We start from the raw sequence: 19,225 nt of genomic DNA, 5'->3' as shown, positions 1-19,225 counted from the left end.
GCTATCTAGTGATAAGACAAAGAACTGAACCATCAATTCCGGTGCGCGCGCGCGCGATCATCCAGAGCGCCAACGACGCAAGGAAATTCGCCGCCGCATAGCTGAGTGCAATGCCATAAATACCAAATTCAGCGTAGCTCAACCAGCTACCAACTATAGACAATAGAAGCGCTGCACCCATTATGATTGCGGTCGGCACTTGCTGCCCATTCATGGACAAAATCGCTGGTGCTGGCCCAAAAATGGCCCGAACGAAAATGGTAGACGATACTGCGAGTAGAATTGGTTTGGCGTTGCTGAATGCGTCACCAAAAAGCGCCAACAACAGATCGCCGATCAAGGCAAATCCCAACATCACCGCAACGCCATATCCGATGGCATAAACCGAAGTCCGCTTCAGTTTCGCCAGAACTCCAGCGCGGTCAGCGAGCGCGTTGGCGCTAACAATATCAGGCATCAGCAATGCGTATAGTGTGCGCATGCCGAACCCTGCAAGAACCCGAAAGCGGAAACATACATGCAACACTGCAACCTCAACTGGCGCAACCAGCAGCCCGGCCAGCAAAATATGGACTTCAATAAAGTAGTCCCAGACCAACGTCGTGATTGTCCAAGGATAAGCATTCTTGCGCCAGCGGGATTTTTCATCTTTGGGCACGTCAACAAGCTTGGACGCACCAATATCAAGAGACGCCAAAACCAGCACAATCAGCGCCATTCCGGCGCTCAATATTGCGACATAAAAGATCATCTCGCCATCAAACTGCACACCCATATAGGCAGCAATACCGAGCGCTAATAAGAACACGAAGGGTCGAATTATCGATTCTGGCAACATGCCAGCAACTTGCCGACCAAGCCCAATAAGCAAACCCGAATAAAGCGAAACAAGCGCAACGACTAAACCGAACGCGACAACAAGAAGCGGCAGCGTGAATGACTTGCCGACAAACAGGCCTGGATAAAATGCAAATGCACAGGCCGCCAAGGTGCCAACAAGCAAACTTGCGACCAAAATCTCCTGCCGCGCATTCATCACATATGCTGCGAGCAAGGATTTGACTTTGCCTTTGGCCTGATATTCAGCAGCAAAAATTGTCGCAACAGAACCAAACCCAAGCGACAACAATACGCCCAGCAGCGCCCCAATCGATAGAATAAAGGAAAATTCGCCAAGGCTCTTCGCACCGAACGATCGCGCAATCAAAATATTGGCAGCGAACGCCGCCAGTGCTCCAGCAAGCCGCGCAAGCGTGAGCAAGGAGAACTTAGCGAAGAAGCGCGAATATATTGGAGTGGCCACGACCCGACCGCCTTATCTGAATTTGAATTGAAACAGCGATTTGACCCGTCGTGTGATGCCGTCAAACGAGGGCAGTACAGCACCCAGCGCCATAAAGGCAGGTTTTGGGTCGCGCCACGAAAATACCATGTGTATGTCCGCAACAATTCCCCAAAAAACAGCACGCAACATCCAGCCAACGGCTTGCAACATATTCAAGTCGCCACGGATCCACCCAACTTTTGCCCCAACAAATGCGCCAGTCGTCCAAACATATCGCAAACCGGTACGTCCCTCGCGACGAACAAAATCTAGTGGCTGCTCAAACGCCAGTAACATTGGAATGTTTGTCAGGCTTAGACCTGCCGCTTCAGGTACTTTATGGTTGCCAGCAATCCGGGAATTAATTTCAAGGAAACTAATTTCGCCCGTTTCTGGGTCAACCAAATATTGCGCACAACCGATACCTGTATAGTTTAGATCACTGCAAAGGGCTTGGGTAAATTCACGCAATTGCTCATCAGGTTCAACCGTGATGCCTTCCGTCGCGAGCCCTGAGCCATCAGGGATATCGGTTTTGATGATACGCGCTTCCAAATATTGAAAAATTTGACCGCGATCAGCCGCAAAATAGATATTATGACGTGGTCCAGACGCATGGCGTTGACACAGCAAGGCTGTCTCTTCAGGCGCCCAATATTCAATAAACCACTTTAAGTCATCATCATCACGGATGGTGAAAACCTTCTTATTGTCAAATCGCCCGTTTGGACTTTCCGGCCGAATAACCAACGGCGTGCCAAGGCTCTTAAGGGTGGTTGTGAGCTGATCAACATTCTCCACACGTGAAAACAACAAGGTCGGCACGCCCACGCGTTGAGCCCGCTCATACATGCCAAATTTATCTAGACATGCACGAATTTGCTCAGGTGCATTCATTGCAACCGGCGGCAAGTTTTTCACCCATTCAGGATGATCCATAAATGCGGTGACGAAACTTTCGCTCACCGGATAGATCAACGAAATTTGCTGCTCTGCAACAAAATCTGACAAGCCTTCAAAAAATTCTACTTTATCCGTGGAGATAGAAGGATGCTGCCACATGCTATGTACCGCGCGGCTGAACTGAGCCCCGCCTTCCCAACCTTCATCGCCGGAAAACACCACATGCCCTTGGTTTGTCAAAATTCGAGCAAGTGTCAATGTCGGCCGATAATTGCCAAGTAACAAAATGCGCTGTTTCTGTGCTGGATCATAGGCATTTTTAGTGGATGGAGAGGTTGTAGTCTCGACTTGATCATCCGGCCTTGCCGCACTGACATTGTTCGATTGATGTTTAGGAACAGCGTTCATCAAAGCTCTCTGCAAAAGTAATCCCGGACTTTGTTGCCCGGCACAGTTAACTCAACTTTACGCAAATCTCGTTGCAGATAGGTTACTGCGCGGAACGAATGTTTAAACTCATGAATTTTCCTGCAGTCAGCGCGTGGAAACTAAACCAACAAAATATGCCAACAAATTTGGCACTGTCTTCGATGTAAACTAGTTGGGGTGCAAGGCTGTGAAAAAGACTATCGACACCAACAGAAGTCGCTAACGCGCCGCCGCCAATCAGCAATATCCAAAATTCACTTTTTGCGATTATCCGCCAGCTAGTAAGAACATATATTGCTGTCAGCCCGATATAGATCGCCATCACCACCAATTGCGGCACACCCAATGTGGGTAAAACCAACTCATGCAACAGATAGAGATCGTCGAGCGCCAGCCAACCGGAAAGCGCGCCGCCGGCGATTGCAAATCGGGTGTTTATTTTTCAGATTTGCTGGCGAACAGCACAAATCCTGTAAACATCATGATCGCAGCTGTTGCCGCCCAAAGCAAAATACCAAGGTTGGACACCGCGCCATAATATGAATGACAACAATCTTTCGACAACTGAGCAGCAGTCAACGCATCCAAAAACATCCATTTCGGCTCGTAAAATGGCTGCAGTAATACGATGAGCATCAATAAAGTCGGCAAACCAAATGTGCCAACATAAACCGCTACCCGTAATTTCCCTTGAAAATTTAAATTCTGTGACATCACGTTCCCCACTCGCTTTGGAATCTAGCAAAATGAGGTTGCGTTATGATTACCAATTTAAATGGTCAGCCAAACATCTCAGAACTAATTTCCGCATACCAGTCCAATGATTGGGCAAAAGTCTGGGCGCGTTCTTCTGGCGTTTCTTCTAACTGAGAAACATGGCTTGAAGTTGGCACAATCTTTTGCATTTCTGCCTTGAATGTCGCGCTAACGACCGCTCCATTATCATCCGAAATCAAACTGTAGCACGCATTGCCAAACTCGGCCGCACCGCGGTCACTACCCGATAGGTCCGCGACAACATTTCGAGCACACACTTTTGCTTGGCTATTTGCCGAAAAGGCCGATTTCGGCATTTTCCCTGCAATGCAGCTATCACCAATGACATAGATATTTGGGTCCATTTGCGAACGCATCGACGTCCCGTCAATTTCACAAAAACCTGTTTCGTTCACCAATTGGGCCGTGCTGGCGATCTTCCCGGCCAACTGACCGGGAATGATATTGAGCAGATCGCCTTCAAAATCATCGAAATCTGTTTCTACAATTCCAGATTTCGCATCAATATTGGTAATGCCACCATGAATATCTGGTCCCAACCATTCGATCATACCCGGATAATGCTGTTCCCAGCCTTGCGAAAACAAAGCTTGTTTGGAGAAGCTTGGCTTAGGGTCAAGAATAGTAATTCGGGAATTCGTATGCCCTTTTGCCGTCAGCAAATGCGCCATCATGGAAGCACGCTCATATGGGCCTGGTGGGCAACGATATGGGTAATCCGGCGGGACGATGATGATCTCTTGACCATCTTCAATGCCATCCAGCTTCCGCCTTAACAACTGGGTTTGTTCACCAGCCTGCCAGGCATGTGGTGCAATCTGAACATCCTCTTTCGAGTATCCAGGCGTCGTTTCAAAATCCAGTTCGATACCGGGAGAAAGAACAAGCCGATCATATTCGACAATGTTACCAGACGCAAAAATCACACGCTGCCGGTCGCGGTCAATCTGCGCTGCGTATTCGTGAACGACACTGATCCCATCAACTTCCTGTAGTGAAGAATATGAGTGTGTGATGGAAGAGAAGCTACGAAAATTAGCCAGATACAAATTGGAGAAAAAGCAGGTCGTATAAGTCTTTTTCGGCTCAACAAGCGTTATGTCTAACTCCCCATTTGCAAGCCCCGCCATAGAGCGAGCGGCGGACGCACCGCCTGCTCCCCCACCGATCACGACAACACGTGGCTTAACCTGTGCACGTGCAATTGCTGGCATTGCCAAAGTTGCAGCACTGGCGGCGCCCAACGCGATAAATCCCCGACGATCAAAACTCATTGTTTCCTCCGACATTTACCGCATAAATTGTGCGCGAGCTAACTACCCTCGTCTGGCGTCACATCCAAAACTTGTGCCCGTTTTGTAATCTCTACCGGGCCAGGTTTACATTCGCTCATACAGGGTTCTACACTTGTACCATAACTTGGCTCATCCGTCCGATCATCCGTATAAAAGCTCGCGCTATTCGGCATTTCAACGGACAAAAAGTTTTCATTTGAAAGCTCAAACTCTTCATCATCAACAATGTCGTTTAAATAAAGCAAATAGGCCGTGAGCGCATAGGTGTCATCGTCGGACAGACTGCCCACATCACCGAATGGCATCGCCCGTTGTACATAATCGTAAACCGTTGAAAGATAAGGCCAATATGACCCAATAGTTTTAACAGGCCTCTCGTCTTGCAATGTGTCTTGCCCGCCAGCAAGCACCGGCCATCTGCCAACGCCTTCGCCGAAATCACCGTGACAAGAAGCACATTTATCAATGAAGATTTCTTCGCCATCAAGAACATTACCACGCCCTGCTGGCAAACCCACGCCGTCCGGTCTCACGTCATGGTCCCATGCCAAAATTTCGTCGGCAGTTGCCACCCGCCCCAGATGAAAAATGCCGTGCGTTGGCACTTCCATTTCCATCGGAGTGGCCACGGTTGCGACTTCCTCGACAACCGGAGCTGTCGTCACTTCCTCGACCACAGCTTCTTCTTGTGGTCCAGAAAATGTTCGCAAATAGGCCAACAAGTTATCAGTGTCTTTTTGCTTTCGTAAACCAGCAAACGACATCTTCGTGCCTTTGATGAATGCTTTAGGTTTTTTGAGGAATTCCGCCATATTGGCGTCATCCCACACCAAACCCGCTTCACCTTTCCCAAGCATTGCTTTGGAATATTTGAACCCTTCAATCGAACCCGCAAGGCGGCCGAAAACCTCATTAAGATGAGGTCCAACTTTGTTCTTCGCACCATCACCCACCGCGTGGCAGGCCTTGCATTTTTTGAATACTTTCGCCCCAGCAGCCGCGTCGCCCTGTGCAAGCGCCGCGCCTGACAATGCAATAGCGGCAACAGCGCTGAGCGCGGCAAATTTAAGAAACTTCAACATTTTCCGTCACTCCGTCTTTTGCCACATACCATGTCTGAATACCGTTATTGTGATAGATCGAATTCACTCCGCGTACAGCACGCAATGCGTCTTTGGTTGGCTGTAGATTGCCATCTTCATCCATCGCTCGAGACTGCAAATAAAGCGGCTCACCGTTCCATTCATAATCAAGATAAAATCTGTGTACCGATCGAGAAAAACTAGGGCCATCAATCCGCGCAGGCAGCCAATTACGACCACCATCAACAGAAACATCCACGCGCGATATTTTACCCGCGCCAGACCAAGCGAGCCCAGTGATGACAGTGCGTCCTTTGCCATGTGTAATCGGCACTTGCGGACTAGGACTTGTAATCACAGACTTCACATCCATTTGCCAAGTAAACCGACGCGAACGGCCGTCTGGCATCAAATCTGTATATTTCGACGTCTCTTCGCGCTGCTGCCATGGCTGGTCACCAACTTCGATCCGTCGCAACCATTTGATCCACATGTTGCCTTCCCAACCCGGCACGACAAGCCGCATTGGATATCCCTGTTCCGGACGCAGCGCTTCACCATTCATTTTGAAGGCAATCATGCAATCGTCCAACGCTTTTTCCATCGGAATAGAGCGCGTCATTCCAGAAGCGTCGCCACCTTCAGCCAACAGCCATTTGCCGTTCGGCTTGATGCCTGCTTCTTCCAATACGTGCCGCAATTTCACACCGGTATACATTACATTGTGGATCATACCGTGGGTGAACTGCACGCCATTAAGTTGCGCGCCACGCCATTCCATCCCGGAATTGGCTGCACATTCAAGAAAGTGAACGCGGTTCTCGCGCGGGAAGCGCTTCAGGTCTTCGAGGGTAAAAACCAATGGCGTATCCACCAACCCATGGATCATCAACCGATGAGCCGTTGGGTCAATCTCGGCGATACCGCCATGATGCCGCTCAAAACAAACCCCGTTTGGTGTAATAATGCCGTCCAATTCATGCAATGGCGTAAAACTAACAGAGCTGATTGGGTCAGCCGTCAGCCATTCCACATTCCGGCGGATAACATGCTTTTCATGTTCGGACGGAAACCCATATGGCCGTTCACCAACACCGTCGCCCAATGTGGTGCGCCAATCTTGCTTTTGCAAAATGACATCTTCACCTGAAGCGTTGGCTACGCCAGCACTCGCTGCGCCAATTGCAGCAGCGCCGCCAACCATAAGACCATTCTTCAAGAAAGCACGCCGCCCTTGATTCAATTTCTTACCAGCTTCATTTGCGTTTTTCGGTTTTGCTATTTCACTCACCCCGATGACGCCTTTCTCTATTCATATGGTTTTTCATATGTATTTGAACAGATTCCTACGCATAAATCAAAACAATCTCTAAATCTTTGATTTATCAGGAAATTACTTTTACTGACCGGTTTGCTTCTAGCGCGACAACCGGGTTCTTTTTCAGATGATCTTCCACAACATCCCAAATTGCAGGACCCTCGACGTCCTCGCTAACCGACGCCCATCCGGCTACAATATAGGTACTGTCTGGAGCAATTCTCTCGCCCGTTTTCAGCATGGTCATGTCCGTAATGCGGTTGCCGATAGTCTTGGCCGGGTCAATCGTGTACCCCATGCCGCCCACACGCACCATGTCACCACCTTGCTGGTAATATGGGTCAACATTGAACAGATTGTCCGCGACGTCTTCCAAAATGTCGTGAATGGTTTTGCCGGTCATTTCTGAGCGATAAGCGGACGGATATGTCATCGCACACGCATTGTGTAAATCTTCAACCGTGATCGCTTGACCGGGCAACACACTCGTACCCCATCTAAAGCCGGGTGAAAGCGAAATGTCCGCATCTCTTTCCTCGATCAATGCCTGACAAATCAAATCATCGAAGGTGCCGTTGAAGTTCCCACGGCGATACAAAAGACTATCCGTTGTGCCCAATTCTCGGGCCAACTCTTCTTTGTAAGGCGCACGGACTTTATCAACCAGCGCCGTCATGGACGCATCGGGTGCAATTACATCAGAGAAAATCGGCACCAAACGGTATTTGAAGCCTTTGACTTCGCCGCCCTGCACATCCAAATCAAGACGCGAGACAAACTTCCCATGCGATCCTGTCGCAACAAGTAATGTGCCATTCACCAATAGCGGCTCTGGCAATGCATCGTGGGTGTGACCGCACAAAATGACATCGATGCCGTCGACGCGTTTCGCCAATGCACGATCAACGTCAAACCCGTTGTGGGAAAGCAAAACAATAAGTTCAGCCCCATCTGCTCGCGCCGCTTCAATATTGCGGACAATATCTTCTTCGCGAATACCGAACGACCAGTTCGGGAACATCCAACGTGGATTTGCAATTGGCGTATATGGGAAAGCTTGCCCAACAACGCCGATTTTTACGCCACCGCGTTCAAAGATCTTATATCCTTCAAATGCTGGCTCATTCCATTCCGCGTCGTAGATATTGGAACCCAAAAATGAGAATGGCAGCTCGTCGACGATTTCCGTAACCCGGTCAACGCCATAAGTGAATTCCCAGTGCCCGGTCATTGCGTCAGGTTGCAAGGAATTCATAACCTCAACCATATCCGCGCCTTGGGTCTGGTTCGAGGTGTAACTGCCCTGCCAAGTATCACCGCCATCAAGCAGCAGCATGTTGTCAGAACGTTCCGAACGAATGGAATTCACGACAGTTGCGATGCGGTCCATACCGCCCATTTTGCCGTATCCATGCGCTAGGCTGACATAATCTTCAGAAGTCAGCGCGTATGCATCGGCAGAACCGGGAACAATATTGTACAGATCGAGAAAATCTTTCCCCGTAACATGGGGCGGTAAGCCGTTAACATCGCCAACGCCCAAATTAATTGACGGCTCGCGGAAATAAACAGGCTTTAGTTGGGCATGTAGATCAGTGATATGCACGAGAGTAACATTCCCGTAGCCATCCATATCCAGCAAATCGCCCTGAGTTAGTTCTTGGCGTGCTGCCGCCCGAGCCCATTGCCCAGACATGCCAACTCCACCAATTGCTGACGTTGCTACGGCCGCCATCAAAAACTCACGACGAGAAAGCATATCAAACACCCCTATTTTATGAAATCGCCCAAACTGGGCTTACAAAAAGGCGACGGCACTCAAATAGCGCCGTCGCCATAACTAAACGTTACTAGTTCCGCACAGACGGTCCTTCAACCGCCAGGCCAGCACCACGTGACGCCACATAGGCTTCAAGGGCGATAAACTCATCAGATCCACGCTTAAACGGTGTTGCACGAATATTTTGCATACAACCTTTGAAGCGACGATGGATGGAACCTAGACCTGCCCACTTCAGTCGATAAACAGGGAAACCATTGGTTTGTCCTTGGCTCAAGTGATCTGAACGAATTTGATTGCCGTAATTGTCTTCATGGCAATTCGAACAGGACATGTTGAGTTGGCCAACACGAGTGTAATAAAGGTCTTTACCCTTTTCCATCCACTCAGCCATTGGTCCGTCAGTTTGAATGTTTACCGGCATGCCGCGAGATTGAACGCTGATCAAAGCGGTCATGTTCAGCATTTCTTTTGCTTCCCAACCCCAAGGCTCAGCGCCCATGCGATCCTGACGACAACGATTGATCAAATTTTCCATCGTTGCTGGCTTATTGGTTGCCTCATCCCATTTTGGAAGTTCTGCACGTAATCCAGCTAAGCTCGAAACGTCTTCATGACAAGATGCGCAGGACTTGCCTTCGCTGCCTTCTGCCCTCTCCCAGGTTTCCGCTGCATCATCAACTGCAACAAATCCTGGATTTTCAAAGTCATCCATTTGCAATGACTGCGTTTCTGGTGAACGGAAACGCCAACCAGAATAGATATGGTCAAGTGGTGAACTATCGGGTGCAGCCACATCAGTAATGATAAGCTCGCCTTCAATGATCAGTTGATTATTGTCCGGATCGGCCAGCGCCGGCGACATCAAAGTCGCAACGATTGCACTAAGACCAAGAGCGGCAATTATCCCCCCTTTTTTGATCATCTGTCTCCTCCTCTAAACAACAGATTTCGAGCCTCCCAGCCCGTCGTCTATCTAATTAATTTACCGCGATATCTTTGCTCGACGAATATTCAGAACCATCATCATCAACCCACGTGAAGTTAAATGTGCCACTCTCAGTGACCTTCACATTGAACTCGATGAACGGGTTCGCCGCTACGCCCGGCTCGATATCAGCTGAAAATACCGTCGTGCCGTTGAAGTCCGCTGTAAACTTGTTGATGATTTTACGTGGGATCAGATTTCCATCTTTTCCTTTACGTTGCCCGCTTTCCATAGCGTGGCTGATCAATGTTTTAATCGTAATAACATCACCAGCGGCAGCTTTTTTAGGCACTTTAACGCGAGGTTTTGAAGCCATAATTGTCTCTCCTAATTTCTCGGCCGCTTAGCCGCCACAACCGCCAATTGTTACTTTGACGAGTTTCTTATCCATGAACACCGAGCCATCGCTCATCTTCGCCACAGCGATCACATTTTGTGTTTTCGCTAAACGAATACGTGTCGTGGAAGAAGCAACGCCACTCATTGGGGTGAAATTCATCGTGACAACGCCGGGGTTCGGGTTGCCTTCTGCCAAAATCATAACAGACACAACATAGTCCGCTTCGGTCATTGGGCTTTCAACATCTACCGACACTGGAACTGTGTTGCCGTTCTCTGCGATCTCCGGTGCAGTAAGTGAAATTCTACCTTCGCCAATGGTCGCGCCACCTGCAAACGCATCAATAGCTGCTTGCGATGCTGCATCATCTCCAAATGCAATGCTAGACTGGAACCCAGTCACTGCAATCGCACCAAGGCCGGCAGCACCCAGCGCAATCACTTTGCGTCTTGATATGCTCATTCTTGTCTCCTTGTTCATGGCTTTACCTATTCGTCTTTCAACGTCATCAAGTAGGCCAATACATCTTCAACTTGCTGGGGCTGCAAAATTGTTTTGCCAGCAAATTTCTCCGCCACGCGAACACCAAGGTCTAGACTGTAAAATGAGGGCATAATTGAATCTGGATTCATTGCCTCTTTTACATTCACCAAGATCGCGCGCATTTCGCCTTCGCTCCAACGACTTGCTACACCGTCCAATGGAGGACCAACTTCGCCATGAAACGGCTGTTCTGGAATTTCAGAATTCATATGGCAGGCAAGGCAATTGCCCAACTTGCGGTTGATCATGATATCCCGACCCGCAACAGGATCACCCGTTTGCCCAGTCAATGAATTTTCAATAACCGCGTCGACCATTTTTACGTCATTTGGTCCAACCGCGTCTGCAAACACAGAACCCGTGCTGCACAATATCGCCACTGAGGTAGCGATAATCAGTTTTCTCATACCAGTCCCCTCCCTGAGATGGATCGCAAGATCTCATTCACATTATCGTGAGCTTAAATCGATAATTCCTTACAATCAATGTATTAATTCAAATGTTCATATGTTTCATGCAAATTCTCGCTTTTTCGACGCTTTTCATTAGTGTCAAAGTCGCCCTTCAGCCCGCAGTTTCTCTATGATTCGTGCATGATATTTTTGGAAATGTTCGTCGCCTTCATAGCCCCGTTCATTCACCCATTTGAACATATTTAGGAATGTCCACTTGCCAAATGCCCCAGGCATTGTCGCCACTGCAGCTTTTGAAACTCTGGTGGATTCGGCAGGAACTACATCCGGCAAAAACACCAAAGTTGGGGTGAAAACGTAGCCCCATTTGCGTGCAGCTGTCTTCTCGGTCAGCTCTTCGCCATCAAGATCCGTAACCCCTTCATCCCCGAACATGTTGTACTGAACAACCATAAAATTCTCTTTGAGATAGTCCGCCACTTCTGGGTCCGACAAGAGATCCTCATGCATTTTGGCGCAATAGATACAGCCGCGTTGTTCAAAGATCAGCACGAGGCGCTTGCCTTCGTCGGCGGCAGTTTCGATGTCCTCGGCGATGTCTCGAAATGTCAGCGCAAACCAATCTTGCTTATGAAGTCCGTCGTCGCCGATCGTTTCAGCATGCGCTACGCCTCCCAAGATCAAAAAACTGAATATCACCAAAACTCGAAGCATAATTGTCTCCTATCCAACAGTGCCAAAAACCGGGAATGTATCTAAAAGCCACTGTGCAATTGCACTCATGCTGCCTGTCACAAACAAAATGCCGGTGATGATCAACAAAAAACCCATCGCGATTTCTAATTTGCGCATGTGCCGTTTTAACCGCCCAGCAACTTTAATAAATTTGGCAGCAAATGCGCCCGCCAGAATAAACGGAATGCCGATGCCTGCAGAGTAGGCCAACAACAGGCTCATGCCGCGCCAAGCGGTGTCTTCGGAACCCGCCACAAACAAAATGGTCGCTAGAATTGGCCCAACACATGGCGTCCACCCAAATGCAAAAGCCAGGCCCATGATAAACGCGCCAAGCAACCCAACCGGCTTGGAATTCACCTGCACCCGCGCTTCCCGGTAGAGAACCGAAAGGCGCAAGATCCCGACAAAATGCAGCCCCATCGCGATGATAATCACCCCGGCGATGATCGACAGAATATGGTAATATTGGGCAATTGTTTGCCCCAACAGGCTGGCCGTTGCCCCTAAGGCGACAAAGACAGTCGAAAAGCCAATAACGAACGCAATTGAAGCCAACAGAATCTGCCGCGCTGCGCCGGCATCCATATCTTCGTCGCTAAGTTGCTCAAAGCTTACCCCGGCCAGATACGCCAGATATGGCGGCACAATGGGAAGAACACACGGGGAAAAGAAAGAAAGCACGCCCGCAATTAGCGCTCCCCAAATAGTAACATCCAACATACTGGCCCCAACATATAGCAATTTACATATCTATCTCACCTTAACTCAAATATATTTGATTTCCACTATATATTTTCAATGGTACAATCAGAATTGCGCTCAGGTTCAGGAACACACGATGAAAACCGCCATTTTAAGAATGCTATTAGCCACATTGATGGCTACTCTGTTGTTCGGCAACACGGCGCGAGCGCAGCAACTGCTGATGCTTGAGCAAGCTGGCTGCACATATTGCGAACAATGGAATTCAGAGATTGGCGAAATTTATCCCAAAACATGGGAAGGCAAGGCTGCGCCCTTGAGGCGAGTTGACATTCATGAGCCTTGGCCTCAAGATTTGTCAGAAATAAAGTCGGATGTCTTCACGCCAACATTTGTGCTAGTTGACGGCGGCAAAGAGATCGGCCGCTTGCGCGGGTACGCTGGAGATGAATTTTTCTGGTTTTTGCTCGATGAATTGATGGAAAAACTTGAAAACTGAGCAATTCTTTGACATCTAAGCACGTAATATAACCAAATTGATAAATGTGAACCATATGGTATTGCCAAAACTGAGCGAAAATTCTTCTCCAGAAGAAATGCGCGACATGATGGAACAGGCACGAAAAGCAAGCGAATTGCTCAAGGCACTTTCGCACGAATCGCGCATGCTCATCCTTTGCATTCTATCTGAGGGCGAAAAATCTGTGTCGGATTTGGAGCGTGTTATGTCCATGCCACAAGCATCTGTATCACAGCTATTGGCGCGGTTGCGGTTTGACAAATTGGTAAATACCCGGCGCGAAGGCCGCACAATTTACTATTCAATTGCAAGCGACGAAGTGTCGAACATCATCGGTCAACTATATGAGATGTTCTGCGCCGACGAGAAGCCAGACCAAAACGAATAGCTCCGGTACGGCTTGCTAGCGCACTAAATCATTTATCCACACCCAATTGTCTTTTTGCTGATTTGCGTCTTATGATGATGCAGGGGACAGGGAGATGATAAGATGATCGAGCCACTATATGGCTTGCCTCTGGCAGGTATCGCCGTTGGTATTTTGTTAGGATACGTCGCACGCGTAAACGTGTTTTGCACACTCTCCGCATTCGAGAAGGCATGGTATTCTGGCGATTATGGTGGATTGCGCACCTGGGGTTTAGCGGCACTTGTCGCCGCGATCGTCACCCAAATAGCCATTTCAACAGGAACCTTGGATCTCAGCTCAAGCTTTTACCTAACCACCGACTTTGCAATCGGCGCCTACATTATCGGCGGCGTGTTTTTCGGATTGGGCATGGCCTTAGTTGGAACCTGCGGGTTTGGTGCACTTATCCGCCTGGGTGGCGGAAGTCTAAAGGGCTTTGTTGCATTCCTTGTTATTGGCATCACCGCACTCGCAACCAGCCGCGGCACGCTTTCCCCTGTCCGCACATTCATTGAGCAGAATGCATCAATTGATTTAGCCTTTGCCGCAAACCAATCAATACCCACCCTTGTTGCCAGCGCGCTGGGTGGTTGGGCGCAATTCCCAGCTTTGATCCTCATATTAGTCATTGGCGCATATTGGATTTTCAAATCCAAAGAATTTCGTCAAAACAAGGTTGGCTTGCTGACGGGGACTATTGTTGGTGGAGTTATCGCCAGCGGCTGGTGGATCACTTCATATTTTCAAGAACACTCATTTGCCCCGGTTCAACTCGAATCAGCCAGCTTTGTGCTGCCGCTCGGTGATGGCATTTTGCAATTCATCGCAAACACAGGCGTAGGACCAGATTACGGCGTTGGTTTGGTGTTTGGCACAATTTTGGGCGCTGCAATCGGCGCCATCAAACAACATTCTGTCCGCTGGGAAGCATGCGACGACGCACGCGAATTGGGACGCCATATAACAGGCGCTGCCTTTATGGGATTTGGCGGCGTACTGGCGCTAGGGTGTACGATTGGTCAAGGTTTAAGCGCAGCTTCCCTACTCACCGTAAGTGCACCAATCGTAATTCTATCCGTCGCCTTGGGCGCTCGCATTGGCCTCGCCTACTTACTTGGCGGTCGAATATTTCAATTGGGAACCCAATAGGTCAGCTCGCGCCGATAAACCGATAAGCCGTGCCGGATTTCTCGACATGCCCCACACCATTGTTGGTGAGGTGATACCCGATAACGCGCATCTGATCGTGTGAAAGGCGATCCAAGAGTTTAAGACGCGTCGCAATCCCCTGCACTGGGTCATGGTCTGATCCAGTGGGCCAATTTGGTTTTTCAAAAGATATGATCGGATGGGTCAGCGCATCACCCAAGATCATTGTAGGCTGGTCACCACCGTGAACAATAAACGAAGCGTGACCAATCGTGTGCCCGCTCGTATCTACCGCTTCGACGCCACTCACTATTTCATCACCGAACTCGAAGAAACTAAACTGATCAGCAAGCTCGCCCAATCGGTTCTTCGCGCCCACCGCGAACGATTGCCGTTCTGGATTCATCAAAGAGATTGTGTCGTCATCCATCCAAAAATCAAATTCAGGCCGCGCGATATGCATACGCGCTTCAGGAAAAATCACTTCATCAAAATCATCGATTATGCCCCATAAATGATCTGGGTGCGCATGGGTGAACACCACATCGGTTACGCGTTCAGGATCAAACCCAGCTTCAAGGAACGCATCGAAAAATCCGCCCAGAGAGGAAAGGAAATTCGTGCCGCCGCCAACATCAAAAACAACTAAGCCTTTGTCTGTTTCAAGCACGGTCACATTGCATGGTGGCGAAACGGCGTCTAACGCGAACCCATTTGAGGTGAGCAATGCATCCCGCTCCGCTTGTGGGGCATCACCAAACACAAACCCCATCGGCAACTGCATAAACCCGTCATTGATGACGTGAAGCTTCGCAGCGCCCATTGAAAGCGTTGCTTGAGTTTGCGCCCGCGCAAGGCCTGGCAAACCAACAGCCAATCCCGCCACCGTCGTCAATTTCAAGAATTCTCGCCTCGTGAGCATCGTGTGCACCTCCCATATACATATTAATATCCATATGTAATTCTTGGGCTGCGCACAAGCACATTCCGAACATCGCCTATTTTGGCATCGCGTCTTTGGGAATTATTGCCCCAGCATATCTGATCACTTGTGCTGCCAATTTTTGCCCGGCCCGCACGCAATCTTGTGCGCGCAAACCATTTAGATGAGCATGCAAATATCCTGCGCTAAAACTGTCACCCGCCGCGGTACTGTCGACCACTTCGGCGACCTCTTCAAATGCCACATCTTGAGTTTCAGTCCCGTCAAAAACCGAAATTTGTTCGCCACCATCTGTCACAACCAGTTGGCCAGATCCAACTGAACGCAGCATTTCGATCAAGTCAGAGGATGTGACCGTTCCAAACAATGCCTCTCCTTCATCCCTGCCGATTTTTACAATGCTGGAAGTTGCGATAAATCGCTGCACCATTTCTGGCACATCGACTTCTGGCGAATGACTTTGCCAAAGGTTAGGTCTAAAATTGACATCAAACATAACGTCTCTGCCATTCTGCAAGAATGTTTGGGCAATTTCCCAAAGTGTTCGACGCCCCTCGTCCGAAAGGACCGCCAATGTAATGCCCGACAAATAAAGGCAATCAAACCCTGCTAGAAACTGCTTTTCCTGTGCCGCACTTGCACCAGTCAACAACTGGCGAACCGCAGCACTTTCGCGCCAATAAGTGAAAGAGCGCTCGCCCGTCTCGTCGGTGCTAATCGCATATAGCCCCGGCGTGCCACAGTCTGCCTGCACCTGAGGTGACAGCACCACTCCTTCTTCGCGCAGCGATGAAACAACATCATCGGAAAACCGACTTTGCCCGAGCCGCGTTAAATATCCGACCTGACCATTGTCGCCGAACAGACGCGCCAAATAAATCGCCGTATTTCCTGTATCGCCACCAAAGCCAAGTTGTGCCGAACCGTCTGCTTGAACGCCGGAAAGCTCAAGCATAATTTCCCCAACGGCGACAACGCTTTTCATTTCAGGCATTTTTCAAGAACTCCAATTCAATCGACCACCCTCATTAACGTGTGCCGCTCTATTGCGAAAGTTGATTGGCGCAAAATCAGTCTAATTTTCAACATTGATCAGTTGCCAATTCCAAAAATTGATGATCCTATCGGCGATCGCGAGGAGGAATTATGACGTCTTCATGGCCATCAAATCAGCCATCAACAAGCCAAGCTAGCAAGCAAAAGCTCGAAGATTACCGACAGAAGTTTTCAGAAATTGACCAACTTCTTGGCATTGAGACTAACGAAGATTTCGCCCAATTCAGTCAACGAAATGACATGTTCACCCGCGCCTTTTGGGATGAATCGATCCGCTCCAAACACACAGACGCATTTTTTAACAGCTATCGGGTGGACGCAGAACCTCGCCGCGGTGAAGGCTTTAGCCAAAAAGACTTTGCGTTGCGAAACGCCGCGTGGTCAATTTCAGACATCATCTCCTCGCGCAAACAGGAACAAGGCATTCGCGAAGGTTTTCAGGCAGCTATCCAGTCAGATACAGGCATCGCGCCGACAAAGTTTGAGATTGAGGACAAGGCCGAGTTCTCGGAAGAAATTAAGAAGGTCGCCAAACTTTTTGGCGCGGATTTGGTCGGCATAACAGAAATTGACGAGCGTTGGCATTATTCCAAGCGTGTGGACACGAGAACATTTGACGAAGCCGACTTGGACCTGCCCGAAGGCATGACCCACGTCATCGTTATGGGCCACGCCATGGACCATGAACTGGTGCGCACTTACCCTTCCGCTTTGGCAGGCGCATCGACCGGTCTTGAATATTCCCACGAAGCATCAATTGTTATTCAATTGGCGACTTACATTCGCAACTTGGGCTATCAAGCCGTCGCTTCAATGAATGATACGGCCCTCGTGATCCCCTATGCCGTCAAGGCAGGATTGGGCGAATATGGTCGCAACCAGATGGTGATCACACCAGAATTTGGTCCACGTATTCGCTTTTCAAAGATCTTCACAAATCTAGATTTGATCGCGGATATTCCCAAACCATTGGGCATCAAACAATATTGCGACATCTGCACTAAATGCGCGGATGCATGCCCACCCAAGGCCCTGCCACATGGCCCGCCGACTTATCCGAAAGACCAAAAATCCACAATTTCTGGGGTAAAAAAATGGTCCGCCAACTGCGAAAAATGCTTCGGTTATTGGGCGAAACTGCGCACAGACTGCGCCATTTGCATGCGGGTTTGTCCGTTCAATCGAACATATGACAATTGGGTTGATCGCTTGTTCCGCAAATTGGCGACCGGCAAATTTCGAAAGTTCGCAGTGAAATTTGAGCCACAATTTGGTAAAATGGCACGGCTGAAACCCAGCGAATGGTGGAAGAAATTCGCCGGCCATGAGACGGGTTAGTTCGCCGGTTTCTCGCAATTCCAATTGACGGCTTCAACACCGCCAAACTTTGCAAATCGCGCAAGCTCCTTGTCTAACGCTTCATATCTTTTCGGCGTCCACTTCACCCTTCCTTCAATCCAAAACGCAGTGACAGTTAACTCAGATTTCTTGCGGTCTGCTTTCAGCTCAATCCGGCCAACAAACCGATCATCTTGCAAAAGCGGATAAACATAATAACCCCACTTTCGTTTGTGGGCTGGCACAAAGATCTCAATTGTATAGTCAAACCCAAATAGTCGTCGTAGCCGATCCCGATCCCTGATCGCTGGATCAAACGGGTTGATAATCCGCAGCCGTGAAGTCGGCTTTGTGATCGCATCCAAATGCGCTTCAATATCTGAGGGGGCAAACATTTCAGCCCAACTGCCGTCAGATGATTGCACTTTAACCGGCATTGCGTCAGCCTTCGCAGACCATTCTTTCACTTCGGCAGGCGTCACTGCATCCCAAAATTTTCTAACCTCGCTCAAATTCGCAATGCCCAACCGCTCCAGCGCAGCATTGCACAACCAATTAACTTGCTCCTGATCGGACAGGACCTCGCTTAAAACCGACGCTGGCACAACCCGTTCGGTCAAATCGTAGTACTTGCGAAAACCCTTCCGGTGGGACGTCGACAGCTCACCCGCATACCACATAAAATCAAGCATGCGCTTGTGCGGCGGGCGAGCCCACATCCTCTTTTCGCCTTCAATTTTGGTGTCAAATGCCTCGGTGGAAAGCGCACCTTCCCGAGAAATGCGATCACGGATCTGCGCGCGCAAATCTGTTTCCAAGATGTCTTCGTGCCATCCGCGCTTCAAAATATAGGCTTCCATACGCGCAAACTGTCGCTTCCACATGGGGTAGAAAGCTGTGGGGATCATCGAAGCGTCATGTGTAAAATGCTCAAACAAATCACCTGCCTGCCCCAAATGCTTATCGATCACCTTGGAGCGATAATTTTGATTTCGGCTCCACAAAATATGATGATGCGCCCGGGCGACATTTTGGATCGTGTCGATCTGCACAAAGCCCAAATCCTTGACGGTTTGCACCAGATCGAACGCGCCGGTGGGCGGTTTCGCTAGAAGGTTCTTGTTCAACCAAAACCAACGTGCCTGTTTGTTGTTGATTTCCAACATTTTGCCCCCAAA

General features: G+C 49.2%; 21 protein-coding genes. 4 read left to right on the top strand and 17 right to left on the bottom strand.

The features are described 5' to 3' along the window. Window position 1: 1 nt before the first annotated feature. From AC2D8L_RS01640 to AC2D8L_RS01575, 14 genes are all read right to left on the bottom strand, one after another. Window positions 2–1,303, bottom strand: a complete 1,302-nt coding sequence (locus AC2D8L_RS01640) for a lipopolysaccharide biosynthesis protein (RefSeq protein WP_484683711.1) — start codon at window positions 1,301–1,303, stop codon at window positions 2–4. A 12-nt stretch (window positions 1,304–1,315) separates the two neighbouring features. Further along, window positions 1,316–2,635 carry an ATP-binding protein gene (locus AC2D8L_RS01635; protein WP_484683710.1) on the bottom strand — a complete coding sequence of 440 codons (1,320 nt, stop codon included), beginning with the start codon at window positions 2,633–2,635 and terminating at the stop codon, window positions 1,316–1,318. A gap of 82 nt (window positions 2,636–2,717) precedes the next feature. After that, on the bottom strand, window positions 2,718–3,017 hold the full coding sequence (locus tag AC2D8L_RS01630) for a hypothetical protein (RefSeq protein ID WP_484683709.1): 300 nt from the start codon (window positions 3,015–3,017) through the stop codon (window positions 2,718–2,720). Between the two features lie 74 nt (window positions 3,018–3,091). Continuing rightward, window positions 3,092–3,370, bottom strand: coding sequence for a hypothetical protein (locus AC2D8L_RS01625; protein WP_484683708.1), 279 nt, complete (start codon window positions 3,368–3,370; stop codon window positions 3,092–3,094). Window positions 3,371–3,435: 65 nt separating this feature from the next. Further along, on the bottom strand, window positions 3,436–4,707 hold the full coding sequence (locus tag AC2D8L_RS01620; RefSeq protein WP_484683707.1) for an FAD-dependent oxidoreductase: 1,272 nt from the start codon (window positions 4,705–4,707) through the stop codon (window positions 3,436–3,438). A gap of 38 nt (window positions 4,708–4,745) precedes the next feature. After that, window positions 4,746–5,810: a c-type cytochrome gene (locus AC2D8L_RS01615; protein ID WP_484683706.1), complete on the bottom strand. Its 1,065-nt coding sequence runs from the start codon at window positions 5,808–5,810 to the stop codon at window positions 4,746–4,748. Then, window positions 5,794–7,014, bottom strand: a complete 1,221-nt coding sequence (gene soxC, locus AC2D8L_RS01610) for a sulfite dehydrogenase (protein WP_484685135.1) — start codon at window positions 7,012–7,014, stop codon at window positions 5,794–5,796. Before soxC ends, AC2D8L_RS01615 begins: the two co-directional genes overlap by 17 nt. Window positions 7,015–7,195: 181 nt before the next feature. Then, window positions 7,196–8,887: a thiosulfohydrolase SoxB gene (gene soxB, locus AC2D8L_RS01605; protein ID WP_484683705.1), complete on the bottom strand. Its 1,692-nt coding sequence runs from the start codon at window positions 8,885–8,887 to the stop codon at window positions 7,196–7,198. A 91-nt stretch (window positions 8,888–8,978) separates the two neighbouring features. Next, a complete protein-coding gene (gene soxA, locus AC2D8L_RS01600) occupies window positions 8,979–9,833 on the bottom strand; it encodes a sulfur oxidation c-type cytochrome SoxA (protein ID WP_484683704.1) in 855 nt (284 codons plus the stop codon). A gap of 55 nt (window positions 9,834–9,888) precedes the next feature. After that, complete coding sequence (soxZ, locus tag AC2D8L_RS01595) at window positions 9,889–10,212, bottom strand: thiosulfate oxidation carrier complex protein SoxZ (RefSeq protein WP_484683703.1); 324 nt, start codon at window positions 10,210–10,212, stop codon at window positions 9,889–9,891. 27 nt (window positions 10,213–10,239) lie between these two features. Further along, window positions 10,240–10,698, bottom strand: a complete 459-nt coding sequence (gene soxY / locus AC2D8L_RS01590; protein WP_484683702.1) for a thiosulfate oxidation carrier protein SoxY — start codon at window positions 10,696–10,698, stop codon at window positions 10,240–10,242. Window positions 10,699–10,724: 26 nt separating this feature from the next. Then, on the bottom strand, window positions 10,725–11,186 hold the full coding sequence (gene soxX, locus AC2D8L_RS01585; protein ID WP_484683701.1) for a sulfur oxidation c-type cytochrome SoxX: 462 nt from the start codon (window positions 11,184–11,186) through the stop codon (window positions 10,725–10,727). Between the two features lie 144 nt (window positions 11,187–11,330). After that, window positions 11,331–11,906 (bottom strand): SoxW family protein, encoded by a 576-nt coding sequence (locus AC2D8L_RS01580; protein ID WP_484683700.1) that lies wholly within the window; start codon window positions 11,904–11,906, stop codon window positions 11,331–11,333. Between the two features lie 9 nt (window positions 11,907–11,915). After that, window positions 11,916–12,650 carry a cytochrome c biogenesis CcdA family protein gene (locus tag AC2D8L_RS01575; protein WP_484683699.1) on the bottom strand — a complete coding sequence of 245 codons (735 nt, stop codon included), beginning with the start codon at window positions 12,648–12,650 and terminating at the stop codon, window positions 11,916–11,918. A 118-nt stretch (window positions 12,651–12,768) separates the two neighbouring features. On the opposite strand from AC2D8L_RS01575, the gene AC2D8L_RS01570 reads away from it, so the two are divergent. The 3 genes from AC2D8L_RS01570 to AC2D8L_RS01560 all read left to right on the top strand — a co-directional run bounded on the left by AC2D8L_RS01570 (window position 12,769) and on the right by AC2D8L_RS01560 (window position 14,710). Continuing rightward, a complete protein-coding gene (locus AC2D8L_RS01570; protein WP_484683698.1) occupies window positions 12,769–13,131 on the top strand; it encodes a thioredoxin domain-containing protein in 363 nt (120 codons plus the stop codon). A 55-nt stretch (window positions 13,132–13,186) separates the two neighbouring features. Then, on the top strand, window positions 13,187–13,540 hold the full coding sequence (locus AC2D8L_RS01565; RefSeq protein WP_484683697.1) for an ArsR/SmtB family transcription factor: 354 nt from the start codon (window positions 13,187–13,189) through the stop codon (window positions 13,538–13,540). A gap of 102 nt (window positions 13,541–13,642) precedes the next feature. Then, window positions 13,643–14,710: a YeeE/YedE family protein gene (locus AC2D8L_RS01560; protein WP_484683696.1), complete on the top strand. Its 1,068-nt coding sequence runs from the start codon at window positions 13,643–13,645 to the stop codon at window positions 14,708–14,710. 1 nt (window position 14,711) lies between these two features. Here AC2D8L_RS01560 and AC2D8L_RS01555 read toward each other — a convergent pair whose 3' ends face one another. Together AC2D8L_RS01555 and AC2D8L_RS01550 are read right to left on the bottom strand one after the other, a co-directional pair. Further along, complete coding sequence (locus tag AC2D8L_RS01555; protein WP_484683695.1) at window positions 14,712–15,632, bottom strand: MBL fold metallo-hydrolase; 921 nt, start codon at window positions 15,630–15,632, stop codon at window positions 14,712–14,714. Between the two features lie 76 nt (window positions 15,633–15,708). Then, window positions 15,709–16,647, bottom strand: coding sequence for a sugar kinase (locus AC2D8L_RS01550; RefSeq protein ID WP_484683694.1), 939 nt, complete (start codon window positions 16,645–16,647; stop codon window positions 15,709–15,711). A gap of 152 nt (window positions 16,648–16,799) precedes the next feature. Between AC2D8L_RS01550 and AC2D8L_RS01545 the strand changes: the two genes are divergently transcribed. Continuing rightward, window positions 16,800–18,047 carry a 4Fe-4S double cluster binding domain-containing protein gene (locus AC2D8L_RS01545; protein ID WP_484683693.1) on the top strand — a complete coding sequence of 416 codons (1,248 nt, stop codon included), beginning with the start codon at window positions 16,800–16,802 and terminating at the stop codon, window positions 18,045–18,047. Here the strand turns inward: AC2D8L_RS01545 and AC2D8L_RS01540 are convergent. Then, the gene (locus AC2D8L_RS01540; RefSeq protein ID WP_484683692.1) at window positions 18,044–19,213 is read right to left on the bottom strand and encodes a winged helix-turn-helix domain-containing protein; all 1,170 of its coding nucleotides are present in this window, start codon (window positions 19,211–19,213) and stop codon (window positions 18,044–18,046) included. The two genes, AC2D8L_RS01545 and AC2D8L_RS01540, sit on opposite strands and share 4 nt — an antisense overlap. Between the last annotated feature and the right edge of the window lie 12 nt (window positions 19,214–19,225).

It is taken from the genome of Maritalea sp. YIW29, from assembly GCF_057219265.1.
This window is presented reverse-complemented; position numbering and strand designations above follow the sequence as displayed.